General features: G+C 45.2%; 14 protein-coding genes. 11 read left to right on the forward strand and 3 right to left on the reverse strand.

From position 1 onward, the window contains the following. Window positions 1–4 precede the first annotated feature (4 nt). Both porV and ispF read left to right on the forward strand, forming a co-directional pair. Entirely contained in the window at window positions 5–1207 is a 1203-nt protein-coding gene (porV, locus tag HMPREF0999_RS16960; protein WP_005861221.1) for a type IX secretion system outer membrane channel protein PorV, read from the forward strand. Window positions 1208–1213: 6 nt separating this feature from the next. Further along, entirely contained in the window at window positions 1214–1699 is a 486-nt protein-coding gene (ispF, locus tag HMPREF0999_RS16965) for a 2-C-methyl-D-erythritol 2,4-cyclodiphosphate synthase (protein WP_009276452.1), read from the forward strand. Here ispF and HMPREF0999_RS16970 read toward each other — a convergent pair. After that, the gene (locus HMPREF0999_RS16970; RefSeq protein ID WP_029257253.1) at window positions 1668–3977 is read right to left on the reverse strand and encodes a PAS domain-containing sensor histidine kinase; all 2310 of its coding nucleotides are present in this window, start codon (window positions 3975–3977) and stop codon (window positions 1668–1670) included. The two genes, ispF and HMPREF0999_RS16970, sit on opposite strands and share 32 nt — an antisense overlap. 210 nt (window positions 3978–4187) lie before the next feature. Between HMPREF0999_RS16970 and HMPREF0999_RS16975 the strand changes: the two genes are divergently transcribed. The 5 genes from HMPREF0999_RS16975 (at window position 4188) to HMPREF0999_RS16995 (ending at window position 9480) form a co-directional block, all read left to right on the forward strand. Beyond that, window positions 4188–4532, forward strand: a complete 345-nt coding sequence (locus HMPREF0999_RS16975) for a translation initiation factor (protein WP_005861235.1) — start codon at window positions 4188–4190, stop codon at window positions 4530–4532. Window positions 4533–4544: 12 nt separating this feature from the next. Next, window positions 4545–7712 (forward strand): UvrD-helicase domain-containing protein, encoded by a 3168-nt coding sequence (locus tag HMPREF0999_RS16980; RefSeq protein WP_008780686.1) that lies wholly within the window; start codon window positions 4545–4547, stop codon window positions 7710–7712. A gap of 72 nt (window positions 7713–7784) precedes the next feature. Beyond that, on the forward strand, window positions 7785–8447 hold the full coding sequence (locus HMPREF0999_RS16985) for a phosphatidylserine decarboxylase family protein (protein WP_005861238.1): 663 nt from the start codon (window positions 7785–7787) through the stop codon (window positions 8445–8447). Further along, window positions 8444–9145, forward strand: coding sequence for a CDP-alcohol phosphatidyltransferase family protein (locus tag HMPREF0999_RS16990; RefSeq protein ID WP_009276453.1), 702 nt, complete (start codon window positions 8444–8446; stop codon window positions 9143–9145). Before HMPREF0999_RS16985 ends, HMPREF0999_RS16990 begins: the two co-directional genes overlap by 4 nt. Before the next feature lie 56 nt (window positions 9146–9201). Next, on the forward strand, window positions 9202–9480 hold the full coding sequence (locus HMPREF0999_RS16995) for a DUF4834 family protein (RefSeq protein ID WP_005861240.1): 279 nt from the start codon (window positions 9202–9204) through the stop codon (window positions 9478–9480). Window positions 9481–9483: 3 nt separating this feature from the next. Here the strand turns inward: HMPREF0999_RS16995 and HMPREF0999_RS17000 are convergent, their stop codons facing one another. Next, the gene (locus HMPREF0999_RS17000) at window positions 9484–9924 is read right to left on the reverse strand and encodes a nucleoside deaminase (RefSeq protein WP_008780688.1); all 441 of its coding nucleotides are present in this window, start codon (window positions 9922–9924) and stop codon (window positions 9484–9486) included. Beyond that, window positions 9921–10148, reverse strand: coding sequence for a hypothetical protein (locus HMPREF0999_RS17005; RefSeq protein ID WP_005861242.1), 228 nt, complete (start codon window positions 10146–10148; stop codon window positions 9921–9923). The genes HMPREF0999_RS17000 and HMPREF0999_RS17005 overlap by 4 nt, the downstream gene beginning before the upstream one ends. A gap of 69 nt (window positions 10149–10217) precedes the next feature. Here HMPREF0999_RS17005 and HMPREF0999_RS17010 point away from each other — a divergent pair, with 69 nt between their 5' ends. From HMPREF0999_RS17010 to HMPREF0999_RS17025, 4 genes are all read left to right on the forward strand, one after another. Continuing rightward, window positions 10218–10583 (forward strand): YraN family protein, encoded by a 366-nt coding sequence (locus HMPREF0999_RS17010; protein WP_029257252.1) that lies wholly within the window; start codon window positions 10218–10220, stop codon window positions 10581–10583. 12 nt (window positions 10584–10595) lie between these two features. After that, the gene (locus tag HMPREF0999_RS17015) at window positions 10596–10955 is read left to right on the forward strand and encodes an MmcQ/YjbR family DNA-binding protein (protein WP_005861248.1); all 360 of its coding nucleotides are present in this window, start codon (window positions 10596–10598) and stop codon (window positions 10953–10955) included. Further along, window positions 10942–11694 (forward strand): biotin--[acetyl-CoA-carboxylase] ligase, encoded by a 753-nt coding sequence (locus HMPREF0999_RS17020; RefSeq protein ID WP_008780689.1) that lies wholly within the window; start codon window positions 10942–10944, stop codon window positions 11692–11694. Before HMPREF0999_RS17015 ends, HMPREF0999_RS17020 begins: the two co-directional genes overlap by 14 nt. Before the next feature lie 350 nt (window positions 11695–12044). Then, entirely contained in the window at window positions 12045–15359 is a 3315-nt protein-coding gene (locus tag HMPREF0999_RS17025; protein ID WP_009276455.1) for a DUF6383 domain-containing protein, read from the forward strand. Window positions 15360–15399: the final 40 nt, after the last annotated feature.

The following is a 15399-nucleotide window of genomic DNA, read 5'->3' on the forward strand; positions in this document are numbered from 1 at the left end:
ATATATGGTAAGAGTTTCAAGATTCAGTCTGTTACTAGCGGTTTTCAGCTTTTTGACGGCATTTACGGCTTTATATGCCCAAGGAGGCGCAGACGATGTTAAACATAAATTCGCCCCGATTAATACGGCGATACCGTCTTTGTCTATCGCGCCCGACGCTCGTGGAGGTGCTATGGGTGATAACGGTGTGGCTACTACGCCGGATGTGAATTCCCAATACTGGAACCCGGCTAAGTATGCTTTTAGCTATAGTAAGGCCGGAGTCGCCTTGTCCTATACGCCTTGGTTACGTAAATTGGTGAATGATGTGGCTTTAGCGTATCTGGCCGGTTATTATAAATTAGGCGATAGCGATATGCAGGCGATCGGAGCTTCTTTGCGTTATTTCTCTTTAGGAGAAGTACAGGAAAGCCGGGATGGAGGAATGGGTAATCAGCTCATATTGAATCCTTATGAGATGGCTTTTGATGTAAGTTATAGCCGTAAATTATCGGATGTGTTCTCTATGGCGGTCGCCTTGCGCTATATTCGTTCGGACATGGGTGCCTCGTCGGACGCGGATATGGTTCCGGATAACGCTTTTGCCGCCGATATCGCCGGTTATCTGGAGAAATACGTGATCTTAGGGAATAGCGAGTGCCTGTGGAGCTTTGGTTTTAATGTCTCCAATATCGGTACGAAGGTCTCTTACGACGGCGGAAATACCAACCAATTCTTGCCTACGATGTTAAAGGTTGGAACCGGTTTGCTGTATCCGATCGATGATTATAACCAAATCGGTATCTATGTGGATTTGAGTAAATATTTAGTTCCTACCGAACCTATTCAAGAAGGTACGACTCCCGAGGATGAGGCTGCTTATAAGGAAAAACATGATGAATATAACAATATGTCCCCGATCACGGGTATCTTCAAATCATTCGGTGACTCGCCGAATGGCTTCAAGGGCGAGTTAGAGGAGATTATGGCCTCTATCGGTCTGGAGTATAATTACAATCAGCAGTTCTTTGTTCGTGGCGGTTATTACTATGAGAATAAATATCAGGGAAACCGTCAGTATTTCTCGGTCGGTGCCGGTTTCCGCATGAGTGTTTTCCAGTTGGATGCCGCTTATCTGATCAGTACGGTACAGAGTAACCCGTTGGACCAGACATTGCGCTTCTCCTTGTCGTTCGATATGGATGGAATCAAGAACCTTTTCAGATAAATGGGTATGAAGATACGTGTAGGTTTTGGTTATGACGTCCACGCCTTGGTGCCGGACCGGGAATTATGGCTGGGCGGGATTAAGATCGAGCATACGTTGGGCCTATTGGGACATAGCGATGCGGACGTGCTGATCCATGCGATCTGTGACGCTTTATTGGGAGCGGCCAATATGCGGGATATCGGTTATCATTTCCCGGATACGGCAGGTGAATATAAGAACATTGATAGCAAGATATTGCTTCGTGACACCATGAAGCTTTTGAGAGAGGCGGGCTATGAGTTGGGTAATATCGATGCCACCGTAGCCGCCGAACGCCCTAAATTGAATCCCCATATCCCTCTGATGAAGAAAACGCTGGCCGAGGTCATGAACGTGGACGAGGAGGATATTTCTATCAAGGCCACCACCACGGAGAAGCTGGGCTTCACCGGACGGCAGGAAGGGATCTCGGCTTACGCTACGGTGTTGATACAGCGCATGGGATCGTAAACCAAAAAGTACTCCCTTTTCCTTCTTCCGACTCTACGCCGATCTTCCCGTGAAGATTATCTAGGATCGTTTGGCAAATGGATAGCCCGAGTCCGGTTCCTTGGATAAAGGAATCGAATTTGGCGAAACGCTCGAATACGTGCGGGAGGTTCTTCCGCTCAATACCTTTTCCGGTATCTTTTACGTAAAAGTATAATCCATCTTCCCTCTCCTTGTATCCCATGCGGATAGACCCTTGGAACGTGAACTTACAGGCGTTTGTGAGGAAGTTGGTGATCACTTGGGTCAAGCGATTCTTCTCGGAATAGATAACACAATCCTGTTCGGGTATCTCGCAATAGAGAGTGACACCGTCTTTCACCCGGCTTTGGAAGGTCTGGTATAAGCTCCGGAATAGCGTGGATACGTTGAACTCGGAATAGATGAAATCCATTTGCCCGGCCTCGATCTTCGATAGGTCCAGGATATCGTTCACGAGTTGAAGGAGAAGCTCGTTGTTCGTCTCGATGATCTCGCAAAATTCTTTTGTCTCCTCGGAGGGGTTTGTTTGGGCGAGCAGGTTCGAGAACCCTACGATAGCGTTCAGCGGGGTACGTATCTCGTGGCTCATGTTCGCTAGGAAGGCGGATTTCAACCGGTTGGATTCCTCTATCTTCTCCTTGTCCCTCAGTTCTTGTTCCATTTTTTTCCGTTGGTTGATGAGGGTAGTACCTCCGGTTAAGTAGGCGGGTTTTCCTTCCGGATCGGTTTTCCCTACGATCGCAAAGATCTCTATCCATGTATATTCAAGCCCTGTATCGTCTAAATAACGGATCTCCTCGTCGATCGATATGCTCTCGCCGGCGATTAGTTTATTGATCGCGTCTTGCATCTGTTCCAAGTCCTCGGGGTGAATGCCGCTATAAAACTCGTCCGCCGACATGCAGAATTGGCCGTCGGTTCCCTTGTCGCGAATGGATCTTTGGGTCAGGTAAATATTGTTACATTCGAGCCGTGCTTCTTTTACGTCCCATATCCATGTCATCATGTTGCTGGCTTTCAAGACGAGCTGGTATTTCTGGTTCAGGTCTTGCGCTTGGCGTGCGATTTGCAGCTCCTTGTCTTTGGCCTTTTGCTTTTGGATGAAGAGGCGGACCCGTAAGATCCCGATCGTTATCAATAACGCCAGAATGACGAGTAGGCTTATGATATGGATCTTGTATTTCTGTAAGAAACCGGGAGGCTCTTGGAAATACGTGGCGTTCGGGGGATATAGGCCGGGATCGATCTGGTGAAGCAATAGATGCTGGTAATTTAGGTAGGCCCTCGGGGTTTCCGCGGTCTGGATCGGGATTTCCTTACTATCTTTCCCCGAGAGGATCATTTCGATCGTGTTGACCGTCACCTGCGCATAATCCTCCGGAGAAACATAATATCCCCCGGCGAAATTCCCGTTTTCTGTTTGTACGTCTTGCAAGGTAAAGATTGGGGGGACGGAGAAACTATTGGTCATTTTCTGGACGTTATCGACTAGGTAACGATTCTCGTTATCCTTCCGGGTCCTGTACCATGAGTAATAAAGGACTCCGGTCTTATTGTCGAAAGAGGCCAGTCTGTCCAATAAGTTCTCGGTGGAAATGGAGGTGGTAGACAGTGGCTCGAATTGGATGCCCGGAAAATCTTTCCGTAGCACGGCCTCTACATCCGCTTTCGTTTGCTGGCTTATATAACGGCGGTCAAAAATAAAGGCCAGTTTGGTTAATTCCGGTTGTAGCTTTTTGATTAGCTCGATCGTTTGCTTGATATAGACTGGGTATTTTATAAAAGTGGCGTTATAGTCTTTTACTACGTCCGTGATGGGAACCAGCGTATCGAGCACGTTTTTATCTAGGTCTATCAGGTACTCTTCTTTCGGGTACATATAATCTCTGGCGTAGCAGATGATAGAGGGAATATCTTTCCATTCCTTGTCAAACAACGGGCGGGCGACAAGCCAAGAGGGATCTCCTATGCATACGACTAAGGTGGGTGGCACGGGAACTCTCTCTAGGATCATTGTTCTCTTCTCTTGAAACCCTTCCATAGTGCGGATACCGGGGATCTGTAAGGGAATCGCCTTTACGGTAAACCCTTCCTCCCCGAATTTTCTTTCTATATCAAGATAGGTCTGTTTTGTCCAGCTTTCCTCGAAGTTGATGGAGTGCAGTACGACTATAGACGGTTTCTCGCCGGAGCCTCGTGCGCTCATGTTCAAGTGGACCGTTAGTATAATAAAAATAAAAAGAATGATATTTCTCATGGCCGTTAATTCTAAGCGATATATGTAGCAAACGTGATTCTGGTAGCAAATGTAGTGATTCCGCTTTATTAAGCAAGAGGTTTGCCTGAAAATAAAGGTTTTATATGTAGTAAAATGGTAATAGTTCCATCTTGATAGGATAGCCTTTTCGCCCTTGTTTGCCTATTCGGAGATTAATACGTAGCTTTGAGCCAATAAAGTGGTATTTTTATGAAGAATAATGATTGGAAAGATCGATTAGGCGTGATGTACTCCACGAATCCCGATTTTCAATATAATACGGGAGATACGGAAGAGGAAGATACGTTGCCGAAGGAGAAACAAGCTTTGCGCATATCCTTGGATAAGCGGAACCGGGGAGGGAAGATGGTTACCTTGATCACCGGGTTCCGGGGCACTTCCGAGGATCTGACCGCCTTGGGGAAACTCTTGAAAGTGAAATGCGGCGTAGGCGGTTCCGCTAAGGACGGGGAGATAATCATCCAAGGTGACCTGCGTGCCAAGGTGTTGGATATCCTCCGGAAAGAGGGCTATTCGAAAAGCCGTACGATCTAATCCCCGATCGCTATGCTAACAATCTATAGGGCTTCCGCCGGGGCGGGCAAGACGCATAAGCTGACAGGGGAGTACCTGATGTTGCTCTTCTCCCAGCCGGGCGCTTATCGCCGGATCTTGGCCGTGACGTTTACGAATAAGGCGACGGATGAGATGAAAACCCGTATCGTTCAAGAACTTTATCACCTCGCTTCCGGCCGTGCGTCCGATTATATCCAGCTACTCTCTTCCGCCTATTCCTTGACGGAGCGGCAGGTGAGGGAGCAGGCCCGGAAGATTCTGGTCGCTATCCTGCACGATTACTCCGCTTTTAATATCAGTACGATCGACCGCTTTTTCCAGCAAACGATGCGTGCCTTTACCCGCGAGATCGGCTTGCAAGGCGGTTATGGCATCGAGATGGACCAAGAACTGGTCTTGACCGAGGCGATCGATAACCTGCTGGCCGATCTGGAGAAGCCGGAGAGCAAAGATTTGCTAGGTTGGCTGCTGCGTTTCGCCGAGAACAAGATCGAGGATGGAGGCGGCTGGAGTTTGCGGCAAGACATCATGTCGCTCAGCCGGGAGGTCTTTAAGGAGAGTTATAAGGCATTTAGCGAGGAAGTAGGTAAGGATATCGCGGATAAGCAGGCGCTCGATGCCTATAAGAATGAGCTATACGCCATTATCCGCTCCGTAGAGGCGGAGGCGAAACGTTTAGGTGAGGAGGGAGTGGCGTTGCTGAAACAGTTCGCCTTACAACCCTCGGATTTTAAGGGAGGAAGTCGTTCCCCGTTTTTCTATTTCGAGAAGCTGGCGAAAGGTGAGATGAAAGAGCCGACAGCCACGTTCCAAGCTTTGCCGGATAATCCGGATGCCTATACGACCAAGACGACTCCACCGGGTCTCCGGCAGATCATCGGGTGTGTATATGAGGAAGGGTTGAATGCCTGCGTAAAGAATATCGTATCCCTGTTCGCCAACCTGACGGCCTATAACACGGCCCGGGAGATCGTACGTTATTATTATACGTTAGGGATCTTAACCGATATCTCCCGGCAAATCGCCTTTTACCGGGAAGAAAAGAATGTCATGCTGATCGCCGATACGACCGAGTTGCTGAATAAGGTCATCAGCGGCAGTGACGCCCCCTTTATCTACGAGAAGACGGGTACGCACGTAGATCATTATATGATCGATGAGTTCCAAGATACCAGCGGCATGCAGTGGAATAACTTCCGCCCCTTGGTGGAGGAGAGTCTGGCGAATGGCCGGGCGAATCTGATCGTTGGCGACGTGAAACAAAGTATTTATCGTTTCCGTAACTCGGATTGGAAGCTATTGGACGAGCAAGTCCGCAGGGATTTCGAGGACGAGCAAGTCCGTGAGGATACCCTAAAGGATAATTGGCGAAGCTGCCGCCATATCGTGGAGTTTAATAATGCGTTCTTCACCGCCGCTCCGGCGATCCTGCAGGATCTATATAATGAGGCGTTGAAAAACTCCTCATTAAGCGAGGAAGAGCGCACGGCCTTTTCCGCGAGGATCATGGCGGCCTACGACGATAGTTCCCAGCGTGTCCCCCCGCCCTTCCAGAAGAAGGATGGACATGTACGGATCGATTTCCTCTCCGGTGATGAGGATAAGGACTGGAAACAGGAGGCGATGGAGCGATTGCCCGCTACCTTGGAGCGCTTGCAGGATAGCGGTTACGCGCTAAAAGATATCGCCATACTCGTGCGTACCAATCAAGAAGGTGCTTTAGTGGCTGATACGTTGCTTGCCTATAAGGAAGAGCATCCGTCCGACCGATACAATTACGATATCATCTCCGATGATGCCCTGTTCGTGGGTAGTTCTCCGGCGGTCCGTTTCCTGATCGCCGTATTGCGCTATTTGCGAAATCCGGAGGACCGGACGAACAGGAAATTGGCGATGTATGCCTATCAAGTATTAACCGGAAAATTTGGGGAGAGCGAGGCGGACGAGTCTGTTTTTCAAAACCTTCAGTCTATCTCCCGGCAATCCTTGTACGAGGTAACCGAAGGGCTCTTCCGTAACTTCTCCGCTTACTTCCCGGAAACGGAACAGGTATTCGTGCAAGCCTTTTTGGATATGGTTTCCGAGTACGCCCAAAAAGAAAGCGCGGATTTGAACCGTTTCTTGAGATGGTGGGACGAGACCGGTTATCGAAAGACGATCGCTACCCCGGATGGGCAAAACGCTATCCGCATCTTGACCGTACATAAATCCAAGGGCTTAGGTTTTAAGGTCGTTATCATTCCTTTCGGGGACTGGGAGATCGACCATAAGCCGACAAAGCCCGTTATCCTTTGGTGCCACCCGGAGAAGAAGCCGTTTGACCGCCTGCACTTAGTTCCTGTCCGTTACGGACAGATCCTGAGTAGCACGATTTTCGCCAAGGATTATTTCAAGGAGCGCTTGCATGCTTTCATCGATAACTTGAACACCTTATACGTCGCTTTTACCCGTTCGAAAGAAGAACTGATCGTATTCTCCCCCCGTCCGAGGAAGATCAACAAGGAAGGTAAGGTTGAGAAGATAACTTCCATCGCCGATCTATTGTGGGCGGGGGTGGAGACGGATATCGAGGATGATACCTTTGAAAGGGGCGAATGGTGGCATCCAGCTTCGGGTAGAACGGCAGAAGATACCCTGGAGGAAATCCCCATGAGCCGCCTGTATTCCGTTTCCCCGGATGATCGTTTACAATTACGCCTGCATGGGAAAGGATTCTTTTTCGATAATGCCAGGCGGAAGCACGGTACCTTGATGCATGAGGTATTGAGCCGGATACGTACGCCGAAAGATATTCCCGCTTCGGTCGAAAGTTATCGGTTAGCCGGGGTGATTAACCGGGAGGAAGCGGCGGAGTTGATCAGCCGTCTGGAAGAATTATTGCAAGCGGAGGAGGTAAAGGCTTGGTATGATGGTTCCGCCCGTGTCTTGAATGAAGTGGATATCCTGTTCGGTAAAGGCTTGTCTAAACGCCCGGACCGGGTGATAATAAAAGGAGGTAAGGTTATTGTCGTGGATTATAAATTTGGCGAACGGCAAGATAAGCGCCATCCTAATCAGGTAAGAAATTACCTGCAATTAATCCGTAAAATGGGTTTCGAGCGGGTCGATGGATACCTTTGGTACGTAGAGTTAGGTAAAATAGAGGCAGTGAATAAGTGATATATTTTTGATATTCGGTAAAAATGAATATTTTTGCAGATTCTTAGTATAAAACGATACAGTCAAAGAAGAATGAAAGTACATAAAGAAGGAACCGGTTTACTGCTTACGTTGTTTACAATATTATTTATTGTGAATATAACTTTGTACCATACGGTAGGTAAGGGTATGCTGTTTTATTCTGTCGCTTTTGTTTCTACCGTATTGTTCCTATTGGTATTAAACTTCTTCCGTAGTCCTTTCCGCCGGTTTCCTTATGATTCGGAAGGCTTGGTGATCGCTCCCGCCGACGGTACGATCGTTGCCATCGAGGAAGTGATGGAGAACGAGATCCTTCATAAGAAGTGCCTACAGATATCTATCTTTATGTCTATCTTCAACGTGCATGCTAATTGGTTTCCCGTAAACGGTACCGTTAAGCATGTTTCCCACCAGAACGGGCGTTTTATGGCGGCTTATCTGCCGAAGAGTAGTACGGAGAACGAACGTTCGGCGGTCGTGATTACCACGAGGAACGGGGTGGATGTCTTGGCTCGTCAGATTGCCGGGGCGATGGCACGCCGCATCGTTACGTATGCCAAGCCGGGAGAGAAATGTCATGTGGACGAGCAAATGGGGTTTATTAAATTCGGTTCTCGCGTGGATGTCTACCTGCCGGTAGGAACAGAGGTGTTAATAGAGATGGATCAAAAAGTAACAGGCAATCAAACGCCTATAGCCCGTTTGTCAAAATGAGTATAAGAAAACATATTCCTAATACAATTACGTGTCTAAGCCTTCTGTCCGGTTGTGTCGCCAGTGTTATGGCCTTGCACGGAAATCTTTTATCTGCGTTGATTTGGATTATTATAGCCGCGGTCTTTGATTTCTGCGATGGCTTTGCCGCTCGTTTATTGAAGGCTTACTCGCCGATGGGAAAGGAATTGGATTCCTTGTCGGATATGGTAAGTTTCGGCTTCGCTCCGGGCATGGTGGTCTATTGGTTGTTGGGAGAGGCTTCTACGGCTTTGCCTTTTGGCTCTTTGAATACGTATATCCCTTATCTGGCGTTCGTGATCCCTACGTTTTCAGGTTTGCGTTTGGCTAAGTTCAATATTGATGAACGGCAAACTACCTCGTTTATCGGCTTGCCGGTTCCGGCGCATGCTTTATTTTGGGCTTCGGTGGGATATTCTGTTTTACCGGTTATCCATGCGAATGAAGGCTTGTTCGTGTTGGTGACTGTTATCTTGGCGTTTATTACCTCCTTGCTGTTGGTGTCTGAGATACCGATGTTCTCGCTGAAGGTGAAATCCTTAGCGTGGAAGGGTAATGAGCTTCGCTATATATTGATCGCTTGTGCCATTATTTTCGTGGCGTTATGGGGATTCTTGGGAATCTCTGGAACCATCCTGTTATATATAGTCTTGTCTATTTTTAACAAAAAGGGATAAACAAGAATTCTTATCTTTGTGTTTGTGATAGTAAAGAATCATTTAAGTATCGGATTATGTTTAAGTTTTTGTTTGTAATATTCTTTTTCTTTATCCTGTTGGTGTTTCTGATGGGTTTCTCCATCTTGCGTACCTTTAAGAACATCTTTTTTGGTAGCGGAAACAGCACTCGTAAGGGAGAACAACGTCGTCAAACAAATAGCAATACTTCCGGACATCGTTCTACGACTACTACCGCCCGGGACGATGATGATGATCGTACACCTTATGTGCACCGTAAGAAGATATTCGCCAAGGATGAAGGGGAGTATGTGGATTACGAGGAAGTTAAATAGAGCTTAGCGTCTTTGCTTAAAGAAACGCTGCATTTCTTCCGCGCACTCTTTTTCAAGGATACCTTTTTTGATAATCGCTTTCGGATGGAAGGCTTGAGGGGCGAATTTGGAGAAACCTCTTTTATCATCGGATGCCCCGTATACGATCGTGCTTAATTGTGCCCATCCGATCGCGCCGGCACACATTATGCAGGGTTCCACGGTTACGTATAGACTACAATTTGTCAGGTATTTCGCTCCTAAGACTCCGGCGGCGGCCGTAATCGCCAACATCTCGGCATGTGCGGTCACGTCGTTCAAGCATTCGGTTTGATTATGCGCCCTCGCTATGATCTGGTTGTTGCAGACGATAACAGCTCCTACGGGAACCTCACCCTCGGACGCTGCCGCACGAGCTTCCACCAACGCTTGCTTCATGAAATATTCGTCATTGAAAGGATTCATCTTCTCATCTCATTTTCGTTGAAAAGAGTCGGATAATCCTCCTCCAAGGTCTTGAGGATGTGAGAAAGGATCGTCTCTCGGTACCAACGGGACTTATTCTCGATCTTGTAGCGTGAAAGGTAACGTTTTACCGCTTTATGCTCTTCGTCATTCAGCATAAAGGTCACTTTGTGTACCCTCGGATGATTGGGGTGAGCCGATGAATATTTACGTTCTTCTTTCATACATTTGCAAATGTACGAGTGAATAGCCGAATAACAAAGAAAATGGCTATATTTGTGCAAATTAATGCGATGGCAAGACAGAACGATATGGGTCGGGAAGGTGAGTCTGAGGCTCGTGCCTATCTGGTAAAACATGGATATAACGTGTTGCATACCAATTGGCATTGGCATCATTATGAACTGGATATTATCGCTGTCAAGGAAGATGAGTTAATCGTGGTGGAGGTAAAGACACGCTCTGAGGATTTTTTGCTTTCACCGGAAGATGCGGTAGACACCAAGAAGATTCGGAGGATTGTCGCCGCAGCGGATGCCTATGTCCGTTATTTTAATATAGACTTACCGGTCCGTTTTGATATCGTGACATTGATCAAGAAAGAGACGGGGTTCCTGATCGACCATATCGAAGATGCTTTCTATGCTCCTTGCTGTTAAAAGATAAACGTTATGAATATAGAAGAAGTACGTGAATACTGCCTTTCCTTGAAGAATACCATCGAGTGTTTCCCGTTCGATGAGGTATCGTTGGTCTTTAAGGTAGAGAATAAGATGTTCCTGCTGCTTCCTTTGGATGCGGAGGAGCCTCATGTCTCCTTGAAATGTAGTACGGATTATGTGGAAGAGTTACGGGAACATTATACGGCGGTTGAGCCAGCTTACCATTTTAATAAGAAATACTGGAATAGCATTTATCTGGACCGGGATATGGAAGACGAGGAGATTAAACGCTGGATCTTCCATTCTTACCGGGAAGTGATCGCTAAACTACCAAAAAATATAAGGGAAATTTATAATGATGAGCACTGATAATGAATCTCCCCGCATCTTGCGTGTGGCGGAAACCGCTTCTACGAATAGCTTGCTTCGTGAGTTGGTCATCAAGGAATCTCTTGCGGAAGGAAGTGTGGTCGTTGCCGATTTCCAGACAGCCGGACGTGGTCAGATCGGGAATACTTGGGAGTCTGAGGCGGGAAAGAACTTGATGTTTAGCTTAGTCCTGTACCCTACGTGCATCCCTGCGAACCGTCAGTTCTTGATTTCTCAAATAGCAGCTCTAAGCGTGAAGGAGGCGTTGGACTTATATGCGGATCATATCACCGTGAAGTGGCCGAACGATATTTACTGGAAAGACAAGAAGATTTGCGGAATGTTGATTGAGAACGACCTGTCGGGGCATAATCTGTATTGCTCCATCATCGGGATCGGCATAAACTTGAATCAAACGGTATTTCGAGGAGATGCTCCGAATCCTGTATCTTTGTTTCAAATAATCGGTAAGGAAGTAGATCGGGAAGAGGTTTTGCACCGTTTCCTCTCAATATTCTATCGCTATTATTTATCTCTTCTCCAAGAGGAACACGAGGATATTCGAGCTCGTTATCAATCCGCTTTGTATAGAAGAGAGGGGTATCATGGTTATAAGGATGAGTCCGGCGAGTTCGAGGCCTGTATCCATGATATAGAATCAACCGGGCATCTTTTGCTAGCATTACGGGATGGAAGCATTCGCCGTTATGCTTTTAAGGAAGTCTCTTATTGCAAATGACTTTTTGATCGGAGTGATTTTTTACTACGTATTTTTATAATGTACACGTACATTATAAAATGTGTGTAATAGTGTATATCTGTTGGAGGAATGAACCGAAGATAAGTATTGTGGTATTGGATAAGAGATGGTTTGTCTTTATAATTGGCGGTTTCGTAATGAATAGCCTATTTGATTGATAAGAAAGCGTATATGGTAACAAAAAAATAATAGGGAAGATTTGCACGAATCAAAGAAACGCGTACCTTTGCAATGATGAATAAAACCGATTGCCCTAAGTCCGTTTAAAAGGCAGGCAATCCAATAGAAGAGCTTATTACACTTTAGTATTAATATTAAATTATTTAATTATGAACAAAAAGTTTTCTACGCTTTTGGCTGGTGCTGCATTTTTGAGTGCTGTATCAGTTAATTCTGTTTATGCACAGGGGGTGCAGGATAACAGTTTGCCAACAGAGGCTAGTGCTTATCCTATCGTTAAGTTAGCAGAAGGAACAAACACTGGTTTATTCCAATTGAAAATTAAGGATTCTGACAAAGTCTTATCAATGGATAAGGATGGTAAGTTGACTTTGGTAAACGTTACTACCTCTTCACAGTTGGCTAACACTTTATGGTGTGTAACTGTTACTTCAGAGAATCAAGGTCAGACTCACAAGTATGATTTCATGAATAAGGGAACAGGTATGATGTTGGATATAACTATGTCTGATATCGTAGGTGCTGAAGAAAGTACACCCGTTATCCCTACAACTGGAGGTGAAATTTCTGGTTGGGCTTTCTCTAGAGAAATCAATAAGTTGGAACCGGAGAGACCTCTGTTCTCTCATTTCTCTGCCGATTCTATTGTTGGTTTTTCAGTGAAAACTAACGATGACAAAGTTTATGTGCAGAAAGAGGGAGCTAAGAAAGCTGAGACAGCTGGCTTTGCGAAGTTTACATTACAAGCTCCGGGTCAGATTTATTTGAGTGCCGAGGAGTTGAATACAATCTTCGGTGTGCAAAAGGAGGATGCTGGTGTTAAATTGACATTTAATAAGGATGTGCTTGGTACAACTTTGACGAATCCGTTTAACGCTAACAAATTCTTAGCAGAAGAATCTGGTGATACTAAATATTTGTATATTTCTGATTTGAAGAAAGAAGCTTATTTAAGAGTTGATACAGCTTATACAAATGAAAGCGGTACAAAGTTCTTGGCTTACAATTGGACGAAGAAAGGTAAAACAGGCGAAGCTATAGATGCAGTGAGAGGCAGTATAATTCAAGATCAACATAAATTTGCTTTCCTTTATTCTCCGGCTTATGATAGCTTATATATCTATGTGCATTCAATCACTTGGAATGAGACAAAAGCTAATTGGGAGACACTTGTAAAAAAACCAGAGGCGACAGGTGATAACTGGCGTGTTTCTTTGCAAGACTTGATCAAGAACCAAACTCGAATCTTGACGGTTGATGCTAAGGAGCAAAATACACATATCTCTTTCGGCAATATGGATTGTAATCCGGTTGCTTCTACAAAGACTTCTGTTGCTGATGGCGTTTATTTAATTAAGAGCGCTAAGACTGGTAAGTATTTGGCAATACCTTTGCATAACGATACAACTTGGGTCAACAACGTAGAGAAAGCAAACACAGCAGAATGGGCGTCTTTGGACTTACAAGATGCTAATCATATGCCTGCTTATCAATGGGTTGTTTTGAAAAAGAATGCTGTTGATAAAAATAATATTTCTCCGATCGATGCTTGGAACCGTGAGTATAATACAGTAACATTGAGTTCTGTTCAGTTGAACAAGAATGTAGGTGGTAAGTATTTCTATATTACTACTAACGCAGGAACAGTGCTTGCTGGTGATTCTCTAGAGTTGATCGCAGTAGATAAGAAGTTCTATTCTGATAAGTATCTTGGTTATAAGAATTTGACTAAGGATGAGTTGATGGTTAATAAGTATACGTTCAACTATTGGCATCCGTATGCTGCTGATAAATATATCGCAGTTATGAAAGATTCTACGATGACTGTAAAAGATGGCAAGACTCCGTTTACTATCAAGACTACAGGTAAAGAGCATAAGTATGGTTATGACGCTTCTTTAGTAAATGGCGAAAAGGGTAGAATCCCGGGATTAGCTCAATTGGTAAGAACTATGTATCAAGTTTCTTACGATGGTGCTATCTTTGGTAGCTACGCAGAGGCTAAAGAGAATAAGTATACAGTAAGTAAATTGCATCAAACTACAGACTCTGTTTACTTCAAAGAAAACAACTGTATCGCTCGTGAAGAAGGTGCTACTGTTGCTCATTACTATGCAATTGTAGAGGCTGACGTGGATGGCGTTATCCGTAACTATAAAGCTGGTGTATCTGACTATGACGCATCTGCTTCTTTGAAGGCTCAGACTTTGAAAGAAACAAGAACATCTGCGTTCTATATCGCTCCTGATAACACTCCGTTGTATCGTCGTTTCAACAATACTCTTGTTGGAGAGAATGCTAATGATGCTGCTGATAGCTTGTATTTCGTAGAGTCTATCCGTAAGGAGTACTTAATGGATGAGAACAACACGAACCTGCAACATTCTACAGTGGACTACGCTGGTATTTGGAACAAGGATAAAGCTAATGGTAAATTGGCATTCCGTGTTGATACTGCATGGTTGAAACGTGGCGCAGGCGAGATCAAACCTCAATACTTGATTTCTGCATTCCAAGATGTAATCGCAGGTGAGAAGATCATTCCTTGTACAGAGGATGGTAAGCACATCAAACCTGATGGAACTCCGACAGAGAATCCTTACGAATGTGTACACGCTGTTCATGTTAAGACTCCGGCATTCGTTTATGGTAAGTACTTAGTTAACTTCTCTGATTCTGCAGTTGCTTGCAAAGCTGACGTAAATCCGTTTATCTTCAATACGAAAGCTGTTTCTAACAGTAGCTATACTCGCGTAGGTTTTGTTCCTGCTGTTCAATATGGTGATACATTGTTAGTCTTGACTGGCAAGTATGCAAACATGACGAAAGAGCAATTGAAGAACGAGGGTATCGAATCTATGATCGCTACTTATAAGAAAGAATATCCTTCATTCATCAATGATTTGAGAGGTGACAAACATAAGAATGTAACTTGGTCATTCCGTTATGTAAATCCTGATTTAGCTGCTATCTCTTATGTAGATGGAAAAGAAGGCGAGAATAACTCATTCTTGATTGAGTCTAATGTATATGATAAAGCTCATGATACTCAATACCAAACTGTAAATGGTGATGCAACTCAGGCTATCGCTCCGAAGGCTGCTGCCGCTTGGTTGAAGATGCACAATGGTTGCTTGGTATTGACAGATGTGAATGCTACATTCGACAACGCTAAGACTGGTGGCGACGGTGCATTGGTATTCAACGCATTCCAGAAGACTGAAGAAGAAGATATGGTAACTTCTAATGACGAAATCGCTACTGAAGGCGTATCCGTAGTAGCAGGTAACGGTACTGTAACTGTTCAAGGCGCTGCTGGTAAGTCTGTAGTTATCACTAACATCTTAGGTAAGGTTGTTGCTGAGACAGTTCTTACTTCAGACAACGCAACTATCGCTGTACCTGCTGGTATCGTAGCTGTAGCTGTTGAGGGTGAAGAGGCTGTTAAGACGATCGTTAAATAAGTAGAAAACTGATCGAATTTCCGTAAGGAAAGACACAGTT

It is taken from the genome of Parabacteroides sp. D25, assembly GCF_000307475.1.
GTDB lineage: Bacteria > Bacteroidota > Bacteroidia > Bacteroidales > Tannerellaceae > Parabacteroides > Parabacteroides distasonis.

Coding starts and splice junctions, on each gene's coding strand:
- porV (WP_005861221.1), top strand. CDS start 5: ATGGTAAGAGTTTCAAGATTCAGTCTGTTACTAGCGGTTTTCAGCTTT.
- ispF (WP_009276452.1), top strand. CDS start 1,214: ATGAAGATACGTGTAGGTTTTGGTTATGACGTCCACGCCTTGGTGCCG.
- HMPREF0999_RS16970 (WP_029257253.1), bottom strand. CDS start 3,977: ATGAGAAATATCATTCTTTTTATTTTTATTATACTAACGGTCCACTTG.
- HMPREF0999_RS16975 (WP_005861235.1), top strand. CDS start 4,188: ATGAAGAATAATGATTGGAAAGATCGATTAGGCGTGATGTACTCCACG.
- HMPREF0999_RS16980 (WP_008780686.1), top strand. CDS start 4,545: ATGCTAACAATCTATAGGGCTTCCGCCGGGGCGGGCAAGACGCATAAG.
- HMPREF0999_RS16985 (WP_005861238.1), top strand. CDS start 7,785: ATGAAAGTACATAAAGAAGGAACCGGTTTACTGCTTACGTTGTTTACA.
- HMPREF0999_RS16990 (WP_009276453.1), top strand. CDS start 8,444: ATGAGTATAAGAAAACATATTCCTAATACAATTACGTGTCTAAGCCTT.
- HMPREF0999_RS16995 (WP_005861240.1), top strand. CDS start 9,202: ATGTTTAAGTTTTTGTTTGTAATATTCTTTTTCTTTATCCTGTTGGTG.
- HMPREF0999_RS17000 (WP_008780688.1), bottom strand. CDS start 9,924: ATGAATCCTTTCAATGACGAATATTTCATGAAGCAAGCGTTGGTGGAA.
- HMPREF0999_RS17005 (WP_005861242.1), bottom strand. CDS start 10,148: ATGAAAGAAGAACGTAAATATTCATCGGCTCACCCCAATCATCCGAGG.
- HMPREF0999_RS17010 (WP_029257252.1), top strand. CDS start 10,218: ATGGCAAGACAGAACGATATGGGTCGGGAAGGTGAGTCTGAGGCTCGT.
- HMPREF0999_RS17015 (WP_005861248.1), top strand. CDS start 10,596: ATGAATATAGAAGAAGTACGTGAATACTGCCTTTCCTTGAAGAATACC.
- HMPREF0999_RS17020 (WP_008780689.1), top strand. CDS start 10,942: ATGATGAGCACTGATAATGAATCTCCCCGCATCTTGCGTGTGGCGGAA.
- HMPREF0999_RS17025 (WP_009276455.1), top strand. CDS start 12,045: ATGAACAAAAAGTTTTCTACGCTTTTGGCTGGTGCTGCATTTTTGAGT.